Genomic DNA, 20597 nt, shown 5'->3' with positions numbered 1-20597 from the left:
GGCCGTTTGCGTATTTTTCCCCATGGCATGAATGAGGGCTGTCCGCTGGGTCGCGGCGATAAACCCGATCATCGTCCGGAAAGGGAGCCACCGGACATCACCGGGCCATTTGTTTGCACCCGATTGAAGAATCACGCCGCCTATTTGTTTCGCCCGGTGAATCGCCGGAGAATTCCACGACGCCCCGGGCCGGGAGGGGCGGGGGCGGTCCCGGAAAAGATCTTGAAAGATCTTGGGGGCGAGTGTCGAAATCGGCCCGCCTCGTTCGCAGCGTAGGCAGACGGTCCGGATGCGCCGGTCCCTCGACAGGAGGTAGACGACCATGACTCTGCAGCTCACCCACGCCCGCCCGATCTCCGCCCAGCGCCTGCTCCTCGGCTGCGGCGTCGTCGCCGGACCGTTCTACGTGACCGTCGCCCTGGCCCAGGCGCTCACCCGTGAGGGTTTCGACCTGGCCCGCCACCCGTGGAGCTTCCTGGCCAACGGAGAGCTCGGCTGGATCCAGACCGCCAACTTCGTCGTCACCGCCCTCGCCACCATCGCCGCCGCCGCCGGCCTGCGCCGCGCCCTGACGCCCGGACGGGGAGCCCGATGGGCGCCGGCCCTGGTCGGTGCGTTCGGCGCGAGCATGATCGGCGCCGCGGTCTTCCCCGCCGACCCCGCGATGGGCTTCCCCGCGGGAACCCCGGAGGGTCCGGGCGCCGTCACCCTGTCCGGAACCCTGCACATGGCCGTCGGCGGCGTCGGGTTCCTGTGCATGACGGCGGCCTGCTACGTCATCGCCTCCCGGCAGGCCCGCCAGGGCCGCGGCGGCTGGGCTCTGTACTCCCGCCTCACTGGCACGCTGTTCCTCGGCTCGTTCGTCGGGATCGCGAGCGGGGCCGGCGCCGCCTGGACCAACCTGATGTTCGTCGCCGGCATCGTGGCGGTCTGGAGCTGGCTGTCGCTGGTCTCGCTGGACCTGTCCCGCGACGCCGCCTGACCACCGGTAACAATCACCCCATAACGAGAAGGAGATTTACGATGCGCTACCTGGTCACGTTCAAGGTCACCGCCCAGCCCGCCGGACCGCCGCCGGCCGACCTCATGGAGGCCATCTTCAAGCTCGGTCAGGAGGCCACCGAGGCCGGGGCCATGCTCGACAACAGCGGCCTGGCCCCCAGCTCCGAGGGGGCGCGGGTCGAGGTGAGCGGGGGCCGGCTGACCGTCACCGACGGGCCGTTCGCCGAGGCCAAGGAGCTGGTCAGCTACGCGCTGTACGAGGTCAGGAGCAAGGAGGAGGCCGTGGAATGGACCACCCGCTTCGTCAAGCTGCACCGTGACCTGTGGCCGGGATGGGAGGGCGAGTCGGACGTCCTGCGGCTGTTCGGGCCCGAGGACTTCGCCCCGCCGGCCTGATCGGCCACTTCACCAGGCCGGGGACATGATCCCCGGCCTGGTGATATTCAGGACATATGACGGTAGCTGCGGCGCATCGGGCGGTGGAGGCGGTGTGGCGGATCGAGTCCGCCCGGGTCATCGCGGCTCTGGCCCGGATGGTCGGCGACATCGGGCTGGCCGAGGAGCTGGCGCAGGACGCGCTGGTGGCCGCGCTCGAAGAGTGGCCGGCCAAGGGCATACCTGACAATCCGGGGGCGTGGCTGACGCTCACCGCCAAGCATCGGGCCATCGACCAGTTCCGCCGCCGCGACACCTACCAGCGCAAGCTGCAGGAAATCGGCCTGGACATGGAGCTCCGCCAGGAGGATGCGCAGGCCGAGCTCGACGACGCCCTCGACGACCACATCGGCGACGACCTGCTCCGCCTGATCTTCACCGCCTGTCATCCCGCGCTCCCCGTCGAGGGCCGGCTGGCGCTCACCCTCCGGCTGCTCGGCAACCTGACCACCGCCGAGATCGCCCGCGCCTTCCTGGTGCCCGAGCCCACCGTCGGGCAGCGCATCTCGCGCGCCAAACGCACCCTCGCCGACAAGAAGATCCCGATCGAGCTGCCGCCGCCCGCCGAGCTGCCGGCCCGGCTGGCCTCCCTCCTGGAGGTCATCTACCTGATCTTCAACGAGGGGTACGCGGCGACCGCCGGCGACGACTGGATCCGCCCGTCGCTGTGCCAGGAGGCCATGCGCCTCGGCCGCGTGCTGGCCGGGCTCATGCCGGCAGAACCCGAGGTCCACGGCCTGCTCGCGCTCATGGAGATCCAGGCCTCGCGGCTCCCGGCCAGGACCGCCCCCGACGGCAGGCCCATCCTCCTGCTCGACCAGGACCGCAGCCGCTGGGACCGGCTGCTGGTCCGCCGTGGCCTGGCGGCGCTGCGCCGCGCCGAGGAGCTGGGCACGCTCGGTCCGTACGGGCTGCAGGCCGCCATCGCCGCGTGCCATGCCCGCGCGCTCACCCCGGAGGCCACCGACTGGGAACGCATGGCCGCCCTCTACCGGCTGCTGGCCCACCTCACGCCCTCACCGATCGTCGAGCTGAACCGGGCGGTCGCGGTCGGCATGGCGTACGGGCCCGAGCGCGGCCTGGAGATCGCCGACGGCCTCCGGGACGAGCGAGCCCTGCGGGGGTACGCGCATCTGCCCGCCGTACGCGGGGACCTGCTGGCCAAGCTCGGGCGGGCCGACGAGGCGAGCGCCGAGTTCCGGCGCGCGGCCGAGCTGACCAGGAACGCCCGCGAGCGCGACCTGTTCCTGGAGCGCGCCGCCGCACTCGACGCCCGCTGAGCTGAGTTGACATGAACCTTCGACGGGTATTGACACTCGCCACATCGGCGATGACACTTTGGGCGAAACACAGCGGAAACCCGGGCAATAGCCCGGTTGTAACAGAAACGCGTGTGGCTACAAATGTTAGCGCTAACGAGCCGACTCCATAACGGCAAATGTTAGCGCTAACAATGCATCCTTTCCTTCACCGGCCACCGCCTGGCACCGCGCTGCCTCGCCGCACATGAAAGGCACACCATGGGTTTCTGGTCTCTGCGCCACTGGCGGCGAACGGCCCTCACCGTCGCCTCCTTCGCGGCGCTCGTCGTCACCGCGCTGGTCGCCGTGCCGCCAGGCACCGCACAGGCGGCCGGGACATTGTCCTGCGACATCTACGCGAACGGCGGCACCCCGTGCGTCGCCGCGCACAGCACCACCCGTGCCCTCTTCGGCTCCTACAACGGGCCGCTCTACCAGGTGCGGCGCTGGTCCGACGGCGCGACGGCCAACATCGGCGTGCTCAGCGCGGGCGGTTACGCGAACGCCGCGACCCAGGACTCCTTCTGCTCGGGCACGTACTGCACGATCGTCCGCGTCTACGACCAGACCTCGCGCCACAACGACCTCACGATCGCTCCGGGCGGCGGCGCCAACCCCACGGCCGACCAGGGCGCGAACGCGGCGGCCCTGCCCGTGACGGCGGGCGGCCACAAGGTCTACGGCATCTACATGTCCGCGGGCAACGGCTACCGCAACAACGCGACGAACGGCGTCGCCACCGGCAGCCAGCCCGAGGGCATGTACATGGTGACCGAGGGCACGCACGTCAACGACCGGTGCTGCTTCGACTACGGCAACGCCGAGACGAACAACATGGACACCGGCAACGGCGACATGGACGCGATCTACTTCGGCACGCTCTGCTGGTTCGCGCCGTGCGCGGGCGGTCCGCGCGTCGCGGCGGACCTGGAGAACGGACTGTTCGCCGGGGGCAACGGCTCCTGGACCGCGAACACCGGCCGCAACTCCGCGTTCGTGACGGCGATGCTGAAGAACAACGGCACCTCGACGTACGCCATCAAGGACGGCAACGCGCAGTCCGGCGGCCTGGCCACACGGTACGACGGACCGCTGCCCACCCAGGCGGGCTACCGCCCGATGACCAAGCAGGGCGCGATCATCCTCGGCATCGGCGGCGACAACAGCAACGGCTCCGTCGGCTCGTTCTTCGAAGGCGTCATGACCAGCGGCTATCCGAGCGAAGCCACCGAGAATGCCGTGCAGGCCAACATCGTCTCCGTCGGCTACAGCAAGAGCGTGACCTTCCCCGTGAACGGAGCCACCTACCGGATCACCAACCTTGCCAGTGGCAAGCTGCTCGACGCGGTCAACTGCGGCACGGCCAACGGCACGCAGATCGACCAGTGGCAGGCGCTCGGCAACACCTGCCAGCAGTGGCGCTTCACCAGCGTCGGCGCGAACAAGTGGACGATCACCAACGTCAACGCCGGCAAGGTGCTCGACGCGGTCAACTGCGGGCTGGCCCTCGGCACCGCCGTCAACCTGTGGCAGCCGCTCGGCAACACCTGCCAGCAGTGGGCGGTCGTCCCCGCGGGCAACGGCCGGTACGAGCTCGTGGTGGAGAACAGCGGCATGGTGCTCGACAACCAGAACTGCGGCACGGCGAACGGCACGCCGGTCCGGTTGTGGATGTGGCTCAACAACACCTGCCAGCTCTGGTCGATCGCACCGTAGAGCCGGCCTGCTCGATCCGGCTTCTCCTCGACGGCCGCGCGGCCGTCGAGGAGGCGCGCGCCATACCCGACATCGAATACAAATCACCACATATGACTATTTAGCCTTCGAGTTTTGCTGTTCTCTTAGAATGCCCGAGATTGCGATTCCGGCGATGGCGGGAATGTAGGAATCGATCACTATATGCGGCGCTTGGCCGTCCATTCGCTGGTGATCAGTTCTCATTCGTTCGCCATTCAGGATCGACGGGAAAGTCATGCCGTACAACCGACGGGGCGCCATGCTGGCCGCCGCGATATGCACGACATTGAGCGCCATGGGCGGCATGGCCGCGTACGCCGAGAGCGCCGTCCAGCCCGAGACCCGGCTCGTCCAGCAGTCGGAGCTCAGCACGCCGTCTTCGAGCAAGGACGAGCCCAGCCGGACGACCGCTGTCCCTGTGACCGGCAAGCGGGTCTGCGGCCCTCCTTACATCACCGGCGATCCCGACCTCGGGCCGACCATCCTGCCGAGAACCGGATATCTGGGCGCGCTCCTGCACGGCTACGTGCCGCTGGGCAGCCTCTCCCCGCAGCACTTTCTCTCGCGCTACTGGGACTACGCCCTGAACAACTACCGCTTCCCGCCTGACTCCGGCTTCGGCCGTTCCGGCAACTACCCGAACGGCCGGCTCCTGCTCAAGACGACCACCCTGCTGCCCGGCATGAGGCTCGACCGGTTCGGCAGCAACGCGGGCTCGTTCCTGGCGCCGATGGGCGACCTGTTCATCAGGCGGGCGCTGCCGCCGCGGAACCTGAACACCAACTCCACGGCCCCCATGAACCTGTGCAACTATCACGCGTTCGAGGTGCTCATGCCGTTCGGTGCCGAGGTGGGCCCGGCCGCTCCCGCGTTCCAGATGCCGGGCGGCGGCACGCAATACCACGTGATCAGCAGACTCGTCCCGACGTTCCCGCCGACGAACGACGAGGTGCCGGTGAGCGTGCTGGTGGACAGGAAGTTCTTGAAAGAGATCAATCCGTTCACGTCCGCCGATCTCGTGACCGCCGTCAAGTGAACCGGCCGGGGCCCCGCCGACCTCCAGCCGGTGGGGCCCCCTGACGTCGACTCGGCCGCGGCTGATGCCCCAGAATCACGCTGTGCGCCTCCTCTTGAGATCCGCCCTGGCCGGGGCCGCGGTGGCGGTCGCGCTGCTGCTGCTCCTCCACTGGCCGACCCGTGACTCGGACTCCGAGCTCAGGCTGCTGTCGGCGTTCGCCCTCGCGCCCTTCCCGCTCAGCATGGCGGCCGCGTGGCTGGCCCGCCTGCCTGTCTGGCCGCTCGTAGGGCTGCTGGCGCCCTTCGCCATGCTGGCGGTCGCCTTCATCCAGTCGGATCACGTCTCCTGGATGCCCGAAGGGAACCTCTCGCTCCACCTTGTCATCGCCGTTCCCGCGACGGCCGGCTTCATGGGCACCGCCCTGCTCTGTGCCTGGCTCTTCAGGGAGCCCAGGGCGACCGGGTGAGGTTCAACAGTTCGGGGGCTCGGGCCGTCTACAGGGGGACGGAACGAGGAAAGGTTGGATCTTGGAGGATGACTCCAGGTTCGAGAGCTTCGTGGCGGATCGGGCCGACGCGTTGCTGCGGTACGGCTACGTGCTCAGCGGCAACGCCCACGACGCGGCCGATCTGACACAGGAGGCGCTGATCAGGCTGCATCGGGCCTGGCCCCGCGTACGGCGCAAGCAGGACCCCGAGGCGTACACGCGCACGATCATGGCCAGGCTGCACATCAGCGTCTGGCGGCGGCGCAGGCGGGAGCACCTGTTCGGCGAGTTGCCCGACGGGCCCGGCGACGTACGCCACGACCTGCCGCCGGCGGAGCAGGGGTTGTGGGAGGCGCTGAAGGGGCTGCCGCGCAAGCAGCGGGCCGTGCTCGTCCTGCGCTACTACGAGGACCTGGCGGACGAGGAGATCGCCCGGGTGCTCGGGATCTCGCGCGGGACGGTGCGCAGCCACGCCTCCCTGGGGCTCGGCAAGCTGCGTTCCGCCCTGTCGAACGACCGTCGCGAGACCGAGGAGGGCGTTTCATGAGGACCGAGGACGAGCGGGTGGAGGGCCTGTTGCGGAGCACGCTCCGGCACGCGGCCGAGGACGCGCCGCAGTCGCCGGCCGGGCTGCCCGGGCGGGTCGTGGCGCGGTCGCGGGGCAGACGGCGGGACCGGATGCGGATGCTGGCGGCGGTGGGGGGCGCGGCGGCGGCCGTGACGGTCGTGACGATGGGGCTGGGCGGCGGTGGCGGGGACGTGGCCACCGGCGTTCTCCAGCCCGTGCCGTCCACCGGCGCTCACGTGCCCGAGGTCGGGCTGGAGGACAAGCCGCCGCTCGGCGACCGGCTGGTCGTGGACGATCCGGCACTCGGCGGGGCGGTGGAGCTCTGGTACGCGCGGCGCTCCGATGGCGCACTGGCCTTCTGCCGGCTGCACCGGAGCAGGACGGGCTCGTCGTCGTCATCCTGCAAAGCCGTGCCGGCCGGCGGGACCGCGTCATTCGAAGGAACCACCGAGTCGTGGCCGCCGCCCGAGGAGACGCTGTACTTCGGCGCGGCCGGCGACCAGGTCGTCGGCGTGAACGCCGTCTCGGCCACGGGAGAACGGACGCCCGGGCAGATCACGCGACCGGCCGGCGCGCCCCGGGCCATCTGGACGGTCACCGTGCCCGCCTCGACCCGGGTGACGGGCTTCGCGTTCACCGACGCGCGGGGCATGACGGTGGCCACGGCGGCGCACACGCCGCTGACGGTGCCGGAGGCGACGGCCGAGCCCGTCGGCACGGTGCTGCGGCTGGGCGGCGGGCTGAGCGCCAACGTGTTCGACGTCCCCGACCGGACCCTGGTCTGGCGGCTGGACGGCGATCCGGTGGCCGCCGACCTCGTACGGACCAAGGACCTCATGCGGGACCTGGGCGGGCGGAGGATGCCGGTGCTGCTGCACGAGCGCGAGCGCCGCTGGTTCGGCGTCGTGGCGGACGCGCGTACGACCGAGGTCGAGCTGGTCTTCCCCGACGGGCGGAAGGCGGCCGCGCCGACCAGGAAGGATCCGTGGGGGATCGGCGTACGGCTGTTCGCGGGCCGGCACGGGTACGACGGCGACATCTACCGGAAGGGGTTCGAGGTCGTCGGGTACGACGCCGCCGGCCGGGAGCTCTGGCGTGAGCCCTACCTCCCGACCGAGGGCCGATGAACGGGCACGATCCCCGTCAGTCGAGGATGTGCTCGGTGGCGCGGGCGTAGCGGGCGCGGATCTCGGGGACGGCCTCGCCGTCGTACGTGGCCGTGTCCTCCGCCCGCCACTCCGGCGTGGTCAGCAGCGTCGCGGCCTGGTAGGCGGCCCCGTCGGCGACGTACTCGGCAGGGGGCGGCACGGTGACGGGCACGCCGAAGACGGTCGGCGCGATCCGCCGGACGGCCTCCGAGCGGGCGGCGCCGCCGATCATGAGCACCTGTTCCGGCCGTGTGCGCAGCGCGTCGAGGGCGTCGGCGAGGCCGCACAGCATGCCCTCGACGGCCGCGCGGGCCAGGTGGGCGGGGGTGGCGGTGGCCAGCGTCAGCCCGTGGATCGAGCCGGTGGCGGTGGGGCGGTTGGGGGTGCGTTCGCCCTCAAGGTAGGGCACCAGGGTCAGCCCGCCGGCCCCGGCGGGGGCCTGGAGCGCGAGCTCGCTCAGCTCGCCGAGGCCGACGCCGGCGATGCGGGCGGCGGCGTCGAGGACGCGGGCGGCGTTGAGCGTGCACACCAGCGGCAGGAAGCGGCCTGTCGCGTCGGCGAACCCCGCCACCGCGCCCGTCGGGTCGGCGCTCGGCTGTTCGGCGACCGCGAACGCGGTGCCCGAGGTGCCGAGCGAGACCACGACGTCGCCGGGGCGGGCGCCCACGCCGAGCGCGGCGGCCATGTTGTCGCCGGTGCCGGGCGCGAGCAGGACGTCGCCGTCGTAGGCGCGGCCGGTGGGGCCGAGCACCCGGGGCAGCAGCGGCGTCCCGCCGAAGGCGGCCTTGAGCAGGTCGGTGCGGTAGGAGCCGGTGAACGGCGACCAGTAGCCGGTGCCGGAGGCGTCGCCCCGGTCGGTGGTGAGCGCGTCGAGGGGCGCGAGCGGCGCGTCCGCCCAGCCCTCGCGGGAGAACGGGACGCCGGAGGCGAGCGCCCCGGCCAGCCGCCAGATCAGCCAGTCGTGGGGGAGGCACACGGCGGCGGTGCGGCGGGCGTTGTCCGGCTCGTGCTCGGCCAGCCACCGCAGCTTGGTGATCGTGAACGACGCCACCGGCACCGAGCCGACCGCGTCGGCCCACGCCTGGGGGCCGCCCAGCTCGGTGGTGAGGTCGGCGGCGGCCCGGGCGGAGCGGGTGTCGTTCCAGAGCAAGGCATCGCGTACGACATTTCCGGACTCGTCCAGGCAGACCATGCCGTGCTGCTGCCCGCCCACGCTCACGGCCGCGACCCCGTCGAGCCCGCCGGCGCCCTCCAGGGCCTCCAGCAGCGCCGCCCACCAGTGCGACGGGTGGACCTCCGTGCCCTCGGGATGCCGGGCGCGGCCCTCGCGGACCAGCGCGCCCGTCTCCGCGTCACGAATGACGACTTTGCAACTCTGCGTCGAAGAATCGACCCCAGCGACCAGCGTCACTCACGGACTCCTCACACGTGTTCGGGCGCAAGCTGGATCAGACGCGACAAATGGTAACCCCGCCGTGCCGTTTTCGCCCGTCGCTTCCCCTCCGCGATCAGGCGGTCACAAGCCCGAGGGGTCACGCCCGACGCTGATCTCCTCGGCGATCTTGCGGATCTCCGTCACCTCGAGGCCGGGGGCCTTGGGCAGGCCGCGCAGCAGCGCCTCCATGACCACGGGCACGGGCTGGCCGGCGAACCGCCCCGCTATGCCGTGGACCGCCAGGAACAGCGCCTTTTCTGAGTGGTGCATCGGCCTCTCCTCGCTCGGGTACCGGGAGAACGCTACGGCCTCCGCCCGACACTTTTCGCGCTACCTCCGCCGTGTGTCCCGCCGGAAGGTGACACGATCGCGGCGCAGATCTCCTCAAGAACCGCGACCTGGCCGGGCTCCAGCACGTCGAACAGGGTCCGCCGGACCTCCTCGACGTGGCCGGGAGCGGCGGCGGCGAGCGCGGCGTACCCGTCGTCGGTCAGGACGGCGAGCAGGCCCCGGCCGTCGGCCGGGCAGCGCTCGCGGCGCACCCAGCCGCGCTCCTCCAGCCGCGCCACGGCGTGCGACAGCCGGCTCTGCGAGCTGCCGGCCCGGCTGGCCAGCTCACTCATGCGCAGCGTGCGCTCGGGGGCCTCGGACAGGCGCACGAGGATCTCGTAGTAGGCGTGCGGCATGCCCGCGTCGCGCTGGAGCTGCCGGTCCAGCGTCTCCTGGACGTGCCGGGTGGCCGCCAGGAACGCGCGCCAGGTCCGCTGCTCGTCCTCGTCCAGCCATCGGGTCGTCATCGTCACACTCCCATTTTAGTTGAACTCTCATATACTTAAGGTGAGACACCCGGGAAAGGGGATCATCATGCCGGTCCAGCGCCTCAACCACGCCGTCCTGTACGTCCGCGACGTCGATCGCAGCGTCGCCTTCTACCGCGAGGCCCTCGGCTTCGAGGTCGTCATGGGCATGCGCGGCGCCGCCTTCCTCCAGGCGCCGGGCTCCACCAACGACCACGACCTCGGCCTGTTCCAGATCGGCGCGGACGCCGCGCCGTCCGGCGCCGGGCGCACCTCCGTCGGCCTCTACCACCTGGCCTGGGAGGTGGACACGCTCGACGAGCTGGAGCGGATCGCCGCCCGGCTGAGCGAGCTGGACGCGCTGGTCGGCGCCTCCGACCACGGCTCCACCAAGGCCCTGTACGCAAAGGACCCCGACGGGCTGGAGTTCGAGGTCTCCTGGCTGGTGCCGGCCGCACTGCTGACCGACGAGATCCTCGCCGCCCGCTCCCGCATCAGGCCGCTCGACCTCGCCGCCGACAAGGAGCGTTTCGGCGCCCAAACGCGCGGCGGCGTGGGGGTCTCCGTCCCGGCCTGAGCGGTCGCCGCGCCCCCGGCTGGGTTACCGTGGTGTTGACCCCTTTCTCGCCGCGGGGAGCCGTCATGCCAAGCGATCCTGATCATGTGCTCGACGCCATCGACGGTGTCGTCGAGGAATGGGAGACGCTGAGCGCCGACGCCATGCGCTGGGCGCCTCCCGAGAGCAAGAGCCCCGACCTCATGACCGAGGTGTCCGAGATCATCGGCCCGCTCGTCAACGCGTTCGCGCAGGCGCTGCGGCCGGTCAGCGACGCGTTCGAGCGGGCGCTGAACGCCGCCTTCGACGACGAGGACGACGACCCGGGCCGCCCCGCCTGACCCGCCCCGGCCGGTCAGGCGCGCCGGCGCCGGGCCCGGCGCGGGTAGTTCTTGGCGGTCTCGGCCAGCCGGGCGGAGTGCTCGGCCTGCTTGCGCCAATGTCCGTACGCGTCGCCGCGCTGCGCCAGCCGGTCGAGCTCGCTCATGGTCGCCAGCGGGATGAAGGCCGGCTCGGCGTCCCGCCACGGCGTGCCGGGCAGCGGCATGAACGTGTGCGTGTGGATGCGCGCGCCCAGCTCGGCCAGGTCGGCGGCGAGCCGGAGCGAGGCGGCCTGGTCGGACTCGTCCTCGCCGGGCATGCCGAAGATGAAGTCGACGTTGGGCCGGAAGCCGTGCTCGACCGCGATGCGCACCGCGTCGCGCACCGGCGAGGTGTCGTGGCCGCGCCCGGAGGCGGCGAGCACCTTGTCCGAGCCCGACTGGGCGCCGATGATCAGGTTGTCGTTGGCGACGTACCGCTTGAGCAGGCGCATCGCCTCCGGCGTGACGTGTTCGGGCCGCACCTCCGACGGGAAGCTGCCGAAGAAGACCCGGCCGTGCGGCGGCAGCTCCTCCTTTACCCCCGCCAGCAGCTCCTCCACCGCGCCGAGGTCGGGGTCGGGGCCGGGGGAGCCGTACGACAGCGACGTGGGCGTGATGAACCGGATGTCCTTCAGCCCGCGCTCCACCATGCCCCGTACGTGCTCGCGCACGCTCGCCACCGACCTGTGCCGGAACTGGCCGCCGAACATGAACGGCGTCTGACAGAACCGGCAGGTGTAACGGCACCCACGCGTGATCTCGATGGGCCCGTTCCTGCCCACGAAGGACGGGAACGCGTCCAGCGGGAGCTGCGGCGCGGGCCGGGTGCGCAGCGCGACCCCGTCGGTATCCCTGACGGCCAGGCCGGGGACGGTAGTGAGCGGCGTGTCCTCCCGCAGCGCCCGGACCAGCGCGATGATCGTGGACTCGCCCTCGCCGATGCCCGCGAGGTCCCAGCCGGCGTCGATGACCTGCTGCGGCTCGGCCGTGGCGTGCACGCCGCCCGCGATGTGCAGGCCGCGCCCGCCGCTCAGCTCCTTTACCACGGCGAGCTCGGCGGCCATGGCCTCGGCGTCCGGCGAGTAGAACGACCAGAGCGTGAGCACGTGGTCGGCCCCGGAGTCCCTGATGTGCCCGGCGGTCTCCTCGGGGGTGGTGCCGAGCCGCAGCTCGTGCTCGACCTGCGCGGTTTCCAGCGCGGCGAGCAGCGCGTGCACGCCGTACGTCACCGCCTTGCGATAGCGCACCACCACGCTCACTGCCCTGGCCACGCACCGCAGGGTAGCAGCGGGGCCGCTAGACTCGCGGGCATGATCCGACGACATTGATGACTGACGGCCGCAGGCCCGCGCGGGGCGCGCGGACCTCCGGGGCGACGAGCTCCCGGAGATCCTGTTCGTCCTGCTGGAGGGCCTCATGCTCGTCTTCAAGCTGTACGCCTATGCGTTTTTAGGCGAATTCATCCTGCTCTACCCGGTCTACACGCTGCTGTTCGCCGACGCCGGGGTGTCCGTCGCCGAGGCATCCGTGCTGTTCGTCATCTGGTCGGTGACGGGCATGGTGCTGGAGGTCCCGTCCGGGGCCTGGGCCGACACCGTGTCGAGGCGGCTGCTGCTGTTCCTCGGCCCGTTGCTGGCCGGGGCCGGCTACGCCCTGTGGGTCTCGGTCCCGTCCTTCTGGGCCTTCGCCGCCGGGTTCGTGCTGTGGGGGGCGCAGGGCGCCCTCGTGTCCGGCTCCTACGAAGCCCTGGCGTACGAGGAGTTGCAACGCCGGGGCCAGGAAGACCGCTACGCCGCCGTCATGGGCCGGGCGGATGCCGCCGGGCTCGTCGCCAACGCCCTCGCCATCGGCCTGGCGGTGCCCGTCTTCGCCGTCGGCGGCTACGCCGTGGTCGGCGCGGCCAGCGTGGCGGCCTGCGTCCTCTGCGCGGTCACGGCGCTGACGCTGCCCGAGCACCGCGCCCCGCGCGCGGCGGGGGAGGAGGGCTACCTCGCGGTCCTGCGCTCGGGGCTCGCCGTGGCGCGCGCCGATCGCGCCGTGCTGCGGGCGCTTCTGCTGGTCGCCTTCGTCACGGCGATCTGGGGCGCGCTGGAGGAGTACATCCCGTTCCTGGGCGTCGAGACCGGTGTCGCGGAGAGCGCGGTGCCCCTGCTGGTGCTCGTCGTCTGGATCGGGGCCACGGCCGGCGGGCTGCTGGCCGGGGTCGCGGCGCGGCTGCCCGACCGGGCCTACGGCCTCACCGTCGCGGCGGCGGCCGTCGCCCTCGCGGCCGGGGCGCTGAGCGGGCATCCGGCCGGGTTCGTCCTGATCGCCGGGGCGTTCGGCGCGTTCCAGCTCGCCGGGGTGGTGGCCGACGCCCGGCTGCAGAAGCGGATCGGCGGGGCGGCCAGGGCCACCGTCACGTCGGTGGCCGGGCTCGGCGTGAACGTGATCACGCTCGCCGTCTACGCCGGCTACGGCGCGGTCTCCGGGCGGTTGTCGAACGGGGCCGCGTTCGCGTTGTTCGCGGTGCCGTACCTGGTGGTGGCCGTACTGGCCGGCCGCAGGGAGCGGGTCGTCGCTCAGTAGCGCGACGGGATCCGCTTCGGCAGCGGCGGTGGCGCGGGCGTCTCCTCCTCCGGCTGCGGGGGAGGAGGCGCCTCCGGCGCGGCCGGCCGGGCCTGCCACCGGGACGGGAAGACGGAGGCGGCCAGCAGCACGCACCCGGCGGCGGGCGCGCCGAAGCTCACCAGCCGCTCGTAGCCGGCCAGATACGCGCCGGGCATCCGGAGCCAGGTCAGGTCGAGGCGGGCCAGCTCCGCGACCGCGAGCCCGGTCAGGGCGAGGCCCGGCAGCAGCGAGGCGAGCGGGGAAAGCCGTGATCCGGCAAGGACGCCGACCAGAAGCGCCGCGCCCGCGAACGCGGCGAGCGGCAGCCAGTCGGGAGCGGAGCGAAGCTGAACGTGACCGTACGCGAAACCCGCCGCCACGAGCGGCGTGGCCAGCAGTCCCGCGCCGGCGCCGAGAAGATGACGAACACCATTGCGCACGACAACACCTCCAGCCCCGGGACATTACCTGCCTACCTCGACGTTCGCCTTTAAGGCGGGAGATGTCGCCTTTTGGACCAGGGCCAAAAAGCCGCCATAACACCGAAATAGGGACTCATTAACATCTGAACAGCGGCCCTACCAGCCGTTAGCTTGACAGCACCCCCACCCGAGGAGTGCACATGTCGAGTAAACGCTGTGCGCTGGCCGGCGGCATCATCCTCGCCGTCAGTCTCGCCACCCCCCTCAGCTCGGCCGCGGCAGCGGCAGAACCCGCGCCTCAGTCCGCCTCCCCGTCCGTCCCCCCGGCCGTGATCGACGCCATGGAGCGCGACCTCGGTCTCTCCGAGGCGCAGGTCGTCACCCGGCTCGCCAACGAGGAACGCGCCGCCGCCACCGAGACCGCGCTGAGCAGCCAGCTCGGCGGCTCGTTCGGCGGCGCCTGGCTCAACGCCGACGCCTCCAAGCTCAACGTCGCCACCACTGACGCCGCCGCCGCTCCGGCCATCTCGGCGCGCGGCGCGCAGCCCGTCGTCGTCCAGCGCTCCCTCGCCGACCTCGACGCGGTCAAGCAGAAGCTGGACCAGGCCCCCCGCAAGGCCAAGAACAACGCCACCCTCTGGTACGTCGACGTCACCACCAACACCGTCTCCGTCCAGGCACCCACGGTCGAGGCCGCCGAGGCGCTGGTCGCCGCCGCCGGCGTGGACCGCGGCGCGGTGAGCGTGGCGGCGACGGCCGAGCAGCCGACGCTCTTCATCAACATCATCGGCGGCGCGCCGTACTACATCGGCTCCAGCCGGTGCAGCGTCGGCTTCCCCGTCACCAAGGGCAGCGTCCAGGGCTTCACCACGGCCGGGCACTGCGGCCGGGCCGGCAACAGGACCTCGAACCCGTCCGGCACCTTCCAGGGTTCGTCCTTCCCCGGCAACGACTACGCGTGGGTCGCCGCCGACAGCGGCAACACCGCCACGCCGTACGTGCGCGGCTCCGGCGGCGCGAACGTGACCGTACGCGGGTCCACGCAGGCGTCCGTGGGGGCGTCCATCTGCCGCTCCGGCTCCACCACCGGCTGGCGCTGCGGCACCATCCAGCAGCACAACGCCTCCGTCAGGTACTCGCAGGGCACGGTCACCGGCCTGACCAGGACCAGCGCCTGCGCCGAGCCCGGCGACTCCGGCGGCTCGTTCATCTCGGGCAACCAGGCCCAGGGCATGACCTCGGGCGGCTCGGGCAACTGCTCGGTCGGCGGCACCACCTACCACCAGCCGGTCAATGAGGCTCTGAGCGTGTACGGGCTCACCCTCCGTACCGGCTGATCCTTCCCCCCAACACACACACGCCGCGCAGCGCGCCCACCAGACCCGGGCACGCTGCGCGGTCCTTTTCGCGCCCGGAACCCTGAGGAGGTCAGGGTCGGGTCAGGGGCGGATCGGGGACGGCGCCGGATGCCGGGGGAGGGGCGGCGGCGGGATGGTGGTGGCATGACCGCAGCAAAGAAGCTCCTCCCGGCCGCCGCCTGTGGCTCGATCGTGTTCGCGGTGGTCGCGGTGGTGGCCGGCCAGTTCGGCCCGGGCCCCTACCTCGACCCCATGAACGTGACCATCAGCGAGTACGCCGTCTCCGACCGCGGGGGCGTCACGGAGGTCGCGATGGCGGTGCTGGGGCTCGGGTCGCTGGCCCTGCTGGCGGGGCTGCGGTCCGCGGGCGCTCCGGTGCGGGGCTTGCCGGAGCGCCTGCTTCTGCTGTGGTCGGGGGCGCTGGTGGTGGCGGCGGTCATCCCGACGACGCCGATCGGTCAGAACCTGGACCTGGCGGCGCAGATCCACCGGTACGTGTCCGTCGCGGCCTTCGTGAGCCTGCCGGCCGCCGGGGCGCTCCTGGTGCCCCGGTTGACCGCGGACGCCGCGTGGAAGCCCGTGGCGCGGGTCGTCGAGTGGGTGACGCTGGCCGGGGGGTTCGGGCTGCTGGCGATCACGTACGTGGCCCTGCCGGGGGAGCGGGTCATGATCGGGCTCGTGGAGCGGCTGCTGCTGGGGGCGGAGGTGACGCTGCTGGGCGTGCTGGCGTTCTGGCTGGCGTGGCTGTCGTGGCGGCCGCGCCCCGCCCTGGCGCCTGCGGCCACCCGGGTGCGCAGCGAGCTGACGACGGCGGCCTGACGCCGGGGACCGGCTCGGACGGTTTCCGGCAGGTCACATGGGGTGTCCCCAGCGGCCCCAAAGCCGCAGTTTTCCCGAAATATCACAGATTTATCGCTAGTCGATCTTAAAACCAGGCGTTTCAATGCTATTCTCTCCCGCGATCTTCTATCCGGGAGCAGGTGTCATGGCATCGGGCAGATCCATCCGATTCAAGATCTCGACGCTGCTCGTCATCCCGTTGGTCTCCCTGGTCGCGCTGTGGGGCTTCGCCGCGAGCACCACGGCGGGTGAGGCGCTCAACCTGCTCAAGGTCGAGACCATCTGGACCGGCGTCATCAACAACTCGGACGGCCTGATCGGCAACCTCCAGAAGGAGCGCCTGGCCTCCGCCGAGCGCATCGGGAACAACGTCACCGATCCCGACGCCCTGGCCGAGTCCCGCGCCAAGGTGGACGCCAGCAGGAAGCGCCTGACGCAGAGCACGGCCGCGGAGGACGTCCAGGCGGCGCTGACCCCGGACATGAAGAACCAGCTCCAGGCGGTCTTCTCCGCCATCGACCGCATCCCGGACATCCGCCGCAAGGTGGACGAGCGCCGGGTCACCCCCGGCAGCCTGGTCACCGAGTTCGGCAGGATCTCCGACGAGATCCACCTGCTGTACGCGCGACTCAACATGAGCACCGACGTCGAGCTCTCGCTCCAGGCCCAGGGCGTGATCGCCGCCGACGAGGTACGCGAGCTGCTCAGCCGCGAGCACGCGCTGATCATCGCCTCGAACGGCCGGGCGACCATGCACGACCTCCACATGCTGGCCGGCCTCGACGGCTCCAGGGCCTACCTGTTCCCCAAGGCCCTGGCCAACCTCGACACCGAGCTGCGCGCCCCGTTCGAGCGGATCTACTACTCCCCCAGGTACGTCACCATGGAGAACCTGGTGGAGAGCACGATCGGCGGCCAGCCGCTGGACATCGAGCTCTGGCGCGGCATCTCCACCCAGGTGCAGGACGAATACCAGGAGGCCGTCTGGCGCGCCGGCGACAGGCTGCTGGGCCGGATGGAGCCCGCCGGCATCGCCATCGTCGTCCAGGCCGCCGTCGCGGGCGCGCTCGGCCTCGTCGCGGTCATCGTCTCGATCTTCATCTCGCTACGGTTCGGCCGCCGCATCACCCGCGAGCTCGCGGCGCTGCGCCGTACCGCGCTGGACCTGGCCGAGATCAGGCTCCCGGACGTCGTGGCGAAGCTGCGCAAGGGCGAGCGCGTGGACATCGAGGCCGAGGCGCCGCCCATCAGAGTGAGCAGGAACGCCACCAGCGAGGTCGCCGACCTCGCGGCGGCCTTCGACAGCGTGCAGCGCACGGCCGTGGACGCCGCGGTCGAGCAGGCCCATCTCCGCGAGGGCCTGTCGGAGGCGCTGCGCAACCTGGCCCGGCGCAGCCAGTCGCTGCTGCAGCGCCAGCTCAAGCTGCTCGACGAGATGCAGCACCAGACGGAGGAGCCGGAGGCGCTGGAGCGGCTGTTCAAGCTCGACCACCTCACCACTCGCATGCGCCGCCACGCCGAGGGCCTGGTGCTGCTGTCGGGCGGCTCGGCCGGGCGCAGGTGGCGCGGCATCATCCCGATGGAGGACGTGCTGAGCGGCGCCGCCGCCCAGGTCGAGGAGTACACCCGGGTCCGGGTCTACCCGATGCCCGAGGCCGGCGTCTCCGGCGCCGCGGTCGCCGACCTCATGCACCTGTTCGCCGAGCTCATCGAGAACGCCGCCGCCTTCTCCTCGCCCAGCAACGAGGTCTCGGTACGCGGCGAGATGGTGGGCAGGGGCTTCGCCGTCGAGATCGAGGACCGCGGGCTCGGCATGGACGAGGCCACCCGGCAGACCATCAACTGCCGGCTGGCCAGCCCGCCCGAGTTCGACGCGGCGCAGACCGAGCGCCTGGGGTTCGCGGTCATCGGCATGCTCGCGGTCAGGCACGGGATCAAGGTGACGCTGAAGCCGTCGCCGTACGGCGGCACCACCGCCATCGTGCTCGTGCCGGGGTCGCTCGTGGAGCCGCTGGTGACGCCGCCGAAGGCGCTGGACTTCGAGCCGGTGTCCGTGTCGGTGGTGCGTACGGACGGCCCGGCGAGCAACGGGAACGCGGTCAACGGGGGTCTGCCGCGCCGCGTGCACACCAGCCGACGCGGCCCCGCCCTCCCGCAGCCCGCGCAGCCCATGGACGACGAACTCGGCCCCCGCCCAAGCCCGGACCCGGCCCCACCCTCGCCCTTCGGCAGCAGCGACGACGCCCCCGCGCTCTCGCCCTTCGGCGCCGACGCGCCGGAGGACTCCCCGTTCCGAGGCGGCGACGCGCCGGAGGTCTCGCCCTTCGGGGGCGACACGCCGGAGGTCTCGCCGTTCGGGGGCGATGCCCCCGCGACCTCGCCGTTCGGGGGCGACGCAGCTGAGGTCTCTTTGTTCCGGGGCGGCGACGCCTCCGCGACCTCGCCGTTCGGGGGCGACACGGCCGAGGTCTCCCCGTTCCGTAACGGCGGCGGTCCTGCCGTCTCGCCGGTGCGGAACGGTGACGGGCCGGCGGTCCTGCCGCGGCGGGCCCGGACGAACAGGCCGCAGCCCGCCGAGCAGGCGGGCCCGCCCCAGGCCGCCGACGGGCGGCCCCCGGCGAGCCTGCCCCGCAGACAGCGCCAGAACGGCCTGTCGCCGCGCCTCAAGGAGGCGCCGCCGCCGGAGCCCGCGCCCGCGCCGGAGCGCTCGCCCGAGGAGGCCAGGGCGTTGCTCTCCTCGCTCCAGTCCGGCTGGCAGCGCGGCCGCCAGGACAGCGACCAGGATGGGGGATCTCAGCCGTGAGCCGCGAGCACGAGTGGGTCGATGAGGAGGCCGGGCCGGTCGTGCGGCCCTACGCGGTGGCCCGCGGACGCACGAGACCCGCGTCCTCGGCGCTCGACCTGCTGGCGAACGTCGGCGCGACGGGGCTACCCGCTCCGTCGGGCGCCGAGCTGAGCGCCCAGCACCGCCGCGTGATCGCCTGCCTGTCGGGCAAGTCCACGCCGGTGGCCGAGCTGGCCTCGGAGGTGGGCCTGCCGGTCGGCGTGATCAGGGTGCTGCTGGGCGACCTGCTGGAGTACGGCCTGGTGGCGGTCCGCCCGCAGCGCGACCGCGCGTCCTCACCCACGGAGAGCCTGCTCCGCGAAGTGATCAACGGCCTGAGGGCGCTGTAGCGCCCCTCAGCCGCGCGCCGTCGTGCGTGCCCGTCAGTTCGCCGAGGTGAGTGTCCTCAGGGAGTGCTCGACCAGGGTGATCATCACTTCCTTGGCCGAGGTGCGCCGGCGTACGTCGCACAGCATCACCGGGACGTCGTCGTCGAGGTCGAGCGCGATGCGCACGTCGTCCACGCTGTGCCGGTCGGCGCCCTCGAAGCAGTTGACCGCCACCACGAACGGCGTGCCGCGCTGCTCGAAGTAGTCGACCGAAGGGAAGCAGTCGGTGAGCCGCCGGGTGTCGGCGATCACCACGGCCCCTAACGCGCCGTAGGACAGCTCGTCCCACATGAACCAGAACCGCTCCTGCCCGGGGGTGCCGAACAGGTAGACCACGAGCCCGTCGCGAATGGTGATGCGGCCGAAGTCCATCGCCACGGTCGTGGTGGTCTTGGCCTCCACGCCGTCGAGGTCGTCCACGCCGACCCCGCGGTCGGAGAGCACCTCTTCCGTGCGCAGCGGCTTGATCTCGCTGATCGAGCCGACCAGGGTGGTCTTGCCGACGCCGAAGCCGCCGGCGATGAGGATCTTCAGCGCGACGGGATCCTCAGAGAGCACGGAGTCCATTGATCACTTCCTTGAGAATGCGCTCGTTCGTGCGCGGGCCTCCGGCGGAGGGCGACGACACCGAGATGAGGCCGTGGTCACGCAGGTCGCCCAGGAGCACCCGGACGACGCCGACGGGCAGGTCCAGCTCGACGGCCAGGTCGGCCACCGAGATCGGAGCCCGGGCAGCCCGCAGGATCAGTCGCTGCTCGGGACCGAGCTCGCCGGTCGGCGTATCGCCGACGGCGCGCACGATCGCGACGAGGTCGAACACGTCCCCGGAGGGACGCGTACGGCCACGGATGAGAGCATAGGGCCGGACGACGGGTCCGGCCTCCTCATCGAACCACTGCGGGCTGTCACTCATGACGCTCCAGCGCGCGGGTTGGTGGTGATGTGCTGGCCCACCCGCTTGACCAGCATCGCCATCTCGTACGCGATGTGCCCGACGTCCACGTTCGCCTCGGCGATCACGGCCAGGCAGGTGCCCTGCCCCGCCGCCGTCACGAACAGGAACGCCGACTCCATCTCCACGATGGTCTGGCGTACGTCGCCGCCGCCGAAGTGGCGCCCGGTGCCGCGGGCCAGGCTCTGGAAACCGGCCGCCACGGCCGACAGGTGCTCGGCGTCCTCCCGGATGAGCCCTTTGGAGTATCCGATCGCCAGCCCGTCGGTCGACAGGATGACCGCCTGGCGCACCGCCGCGACCCGCGACGTCAGGTCGTCAAGCAGCCAGTTCAGCTCACCGGTGTTGGTGGTCGGCACACTCATGCATCCCCCTTA

At 71.7% G+C, this 20597-nt stretch carries 23 protein-coding genes; 15 read left to right on the top strand and 8 right to left on the bottom strand.

Going from position 1 to position 20597, the window contains the following annotated elements:
• Window positions 1–322 precede the first annotated feature (322 nt).
• From SMD20_RS29420 to SMD20_RS29385, 8 genes are all read left to right on the top strand, one after another.
• Window positions 323–982: a DUF998 domain-containing protein gene (locus tag SMD20_RS29420; protein ID WP_329587436.1), complete on the top strand. Its 660-nt coding sequence runs from the start codon at window positions 323–325 to the stop codon at window positions 980–982.
• A gap of 41 nt (window positions 983–1023) precedes the next feature.
• Window positions 1024–1398 (top strand): YciI family protein, encoded by a 375-nt coding sequence (locus tag SMD20_RS29415; protein ID WP_329587433.1) that lies wholly within the window; start codon window positions 1024–1026, stop codon window positions 1396–1398.
• A gap of 56 nt (window positions 1399–1454) precedes the next feature.
• Window positions 1455–2717, top strand: a complete 1263-nt coding sequence (locus SMD20_RS29410) for an RNA polymerase sigma factor (protein ID WP_329587430.1) — start codon at window positions 1455–1457, stop codon at window positions 2715–2717.
• Between the two features lie 240 nt (window positions 2718–2957).
• Window positions 2958–4454, top strand: coding sequence for an arabinofuranosidase catalytic domain-containing protein (locus SMD20_RS29405; protein WP_329587427.1), 1497 nt, complete (start codon window positions 2958–2960; stop codon window positions 4452–4454).
• A 256-nt stretch (window positions 4455–4710) separates the two neighbouring features.
• Window positions 4711–5511 (top strand): TNT domain-containing protein, encoded by an 801-nt coding sequence (locus SMD20_RS29400; RefSeq protein WP_329587424.1) that lies wholly within the window; start codon window positions 4711–4713, stop codon window positions 5509–5511.
• Between the two features lie 82 nt (window positions 5512–5593).
• Window positions 5594–5959 carry a hypothetical protein gene (locus SMD20_RS29395; protein ID WP_329587422.1) on the top strand — a complete coding sequence of 122 codons (366 nt, stop codon included), beginning with the start codon at window positions 5594–5596 and terminating at the stop codon, window positions 5957–5959.
• A 61-nt stretch (window positions 5960–6020) separates the two neighbouring features.
• Complete coding sequence (locus SMD20_RS29390) at window positions 6021–6527, top strand: SigE family RNA polymerase sigma factor (RefSeq protein WP_329587419.1); 507 nt, start codon at window positions 6021–6023, stop codon at window positions 6525–6527.
• On the top strand, window positions 6524–7675 hold the full coding sequence (locus SMD20_RS29385; RefSeq protein WP_329587417.1) for a hypothetical protein: 1152 nt from the start codon (window positions 6524–6526) through the stop codon (window positions 7673–7675). The genes SMD20_RS29390 and SMD20_RS29385 overlap by 4 nt, the downstream gene beginning before the upstream one ends.
• Window positions 7676–7691: 16 nt before the next feature.
• Here the strand turns inward: SMD20_RS29385 and SMD20_RS29380 are convergent, their stop codons facing one another.
• The 3 genes from SMD20_RS29380 to SMD20_RS29370 form a co-directional block, all read right to left on the bottom strand.
• Window positions 7692–9107, bottom strand: coding sequence for a xylulokinase (locus SMD20_RS29380; protein ID WP_329587415.1), 1416 nt, complete (start codon window positions 9105–9107; stop codon window positions 7692–7694).
• Between the two features lie 105 nt (window positions 9108–9212).
• Window positions 9213–9401, bottom strand: a complete 189-nt coding sequence (locus SMD20_RS29375; RefSeq protein WP_329587413.1) for a hypothetical protein — start codon at window positions 9399–9401, stop codon at window positions 9213–9215.
• Between the two features lie 32 nt (window positions 9402–9433).
• Window positions 9434–9928 carry a MarR family winged helix-turn-helix transcriptional regulator gene (locus tag SMD20_RS29370; protein WP_329592710.1) on the bottom strand — a complete coding sequence of 165 codons (495 nt, stop codon included), beginning with the start codon at window positions 9926–9928 and terminating at the stop codon, window positions 9434–9436.
• A 67-nt stretch (window positions 9929–9995) separates the two neighbouring features.
• On the opposite strand from SMD20_RS29370, the gene SMD20_RS29365 reads away from it, so the two are divergent.
• Both SMD20_RS29365 and SMD20_RS29360 read left to right on the top strand, forming a co-directional pair.
• Window positions 9996–10505 (top strand): VOC family protein, encoded by a 510-nt coding sequence (locus SMD20_RS29365; protein ID WP_329587410.1) that lies wholly within the window; start codon window positions 9996–9998, stop codon window positions 10503–10505.
• A gap of 65 nt (window positions 10506–10570) precedes the next feature.
• The gene (locus tag SMD20_RS29360; RefSeq protein WP_329587407.1) at window positions 10571–10825 is read left to right on the top strand and encodes a hypothetical protein; all 255 of its coding nucleotides are present in this window, start codon (window positions 10571–10573) and stop codon (window positions 10823–10825) included.
• Window positions 10826–10839: 14 nt separating this feature from the next.
• On the opposite strand, the gene SMD20_RS29355 is transcribed toward SMD20_RS29360, so the two are convergent.
• Window positions 10840–12117, bottom strand: coding sequence for a TIGR04013 family B12-binding domain/radical SAM domain-containing protein (locus SMD20_RS29355; protein WP_329587404.1), 1278 nt, complete (start codon window positions 12115–12117; stop codon window positions 10840–10842).
• Between the two features lie 145 nt (window positions 12118–12262).
• On the opposite strand from SMD20_RS29355, the gene SMD20_RS29350 reads away from it, so the two are divergent.
• Window positions 12263–13414 carry an MFS transporter gene (locus SMD20_RS29350; protein WP_329587402.1) on the top strand — a complete coding sequence of 384 codons (1152 nt, stop codon included), beginning with the start codon at window positions 12263–12265 and terminating at the stop codon, window positions 13412–13414.
• Here the strand turns inward: SMD20_RS29350 and SMD20_RS29345 are convergent.
• Window positions 13408–13875 carry a hypothetical protein gene (locus SMD20_RS29345; RefSeq protein WP_329587400.1) on the bottom strand — a complete coding sequence of 156 codons (468 nt, stop codon included), beginning with the start codon at window positions 13873–13875 and terminating at the stop codon, window positions 13408–13410. The two genes, SMD20_RS29350 and SMD20_RS29345, sit on opposite strands and share 7 nt — an antisense overlap.
• A 182-nt stretch (window positions 13876–14057) precedes the next feature.
• On the opposite strand from SMD20_RS29345, the gene SMD20_RS29340 reads away from it, so the two are divergent.
• The 4 genes from SMD20_RS29340 (at window position 14058) to SMD20_RS29325 (ending at window position 19229) form a co-directional block, all read left to right on the top strand.
• Window positions 14058–15194 (top strand): S1 family peptidase, encoded by a 1137-nt coding sequence (locus SMD20_RS29340; protein ID WP_329587396.1) that lies wholly within the window; start codon window positions 14058–14060, stop codon window positions 15192–15194.
• Between the two features lie 165 nt (window positions 15195–15359).
• Window positions 15360–16034 (top strand): DUF998 domain-containing protein, encoded by a 675-nt coding sequence (locus tag SMD20_RS29335; RefSeq protein ID WP_329587393.1) that lies wholly within the window; start codon window positions 15360–15362, stop codon window positions 16032–16034.
• 166 nt (window positions 16035–16200) lie between these two features.
• Window positions 16201–18858, top strand: coding sequence for a sensor histidine kinase (locus tag SMD20_RS29330; protein ID WP_329587391.1), 2658 nt, complete (start codon window positions 16201–16203; stop codon window positions 18856–18858).
• Entirely contained in the window at window positions 18855–19229 is a 375-nt protein-coding gene (locus SMD20_RS29325) for a DUF742 domain-containing protein (RefSeq protein WP_329587389.1), read from the top strand. The genes SMD20_RS29330 and SMD20_RS29325 overlap by 4 nt, the downstream gene beginning before the upstream one ends.
• Window positions 19230–19262: 33 nt before the next feature.
• Here the strand turns inward: SMD20_RS29325 and SMD20_RS29320 are convergent, their stop codons facing one another.
• The 3 genes from SMD20_RS29320 to SMD20_RS29310 are packed head-to-tail and all read right to left on the bottom strand — an operon-like array spanning window position 19263 to window position 20585.
• A complete protein-coding gene (locus tag SMD20_RS29320) occupies window positions 19263–19835 on the bottom strand; it encodes a GTP-binding protein (RefSeq protein ID WP_329587388.1) in 573 nt (190 codons plus the stop codon).
• Window positions 19816–20181, bottom strand: coding sequence for a DUF742 domain-containing protein (locus tag SMD20_RS29315; RefSeq protein ID WP_329587385.1), 366 nt, complete (start codon window positions 20179–20181; stop codon window positions 19816–19818). The genes SMD20_RS29320 and SMD20_RS29315 overlap by 20 nt, the downstream gene beginning before the upstream one ends.
• On the bottom strand, window positions 20178–20585 hold the full coding sequence (locus SMD20_RS29310; protein WP_329587382.1) for a roadblock/LC7 domain-containing protein: 408 nt from the start codon (window positions 20583–20585) through the stop codon (window positions 20178–20180). Before SMD20_RS29310 ends, SMD20_RS29315 begins: the two co-directional genes overlap by 4 nt.
• Window positions 20586–20597: the final 12 nt, after the last annotated feature.

It is taken from the genome of Nonomuraea sp. LP-02, from assembly GCF_036289125.1.
GTDB lineage: Bacteria > Actinomycetota > Actinomycetes > Streptosporangiales > Streptosporangiaceae > Nonomuraea > Nonomuraea bangladeshensis.
Note: the sequence above shows the minus strand (reverse complement) of the source record. Positions and strands in the feature narration are given on the sequence as shown.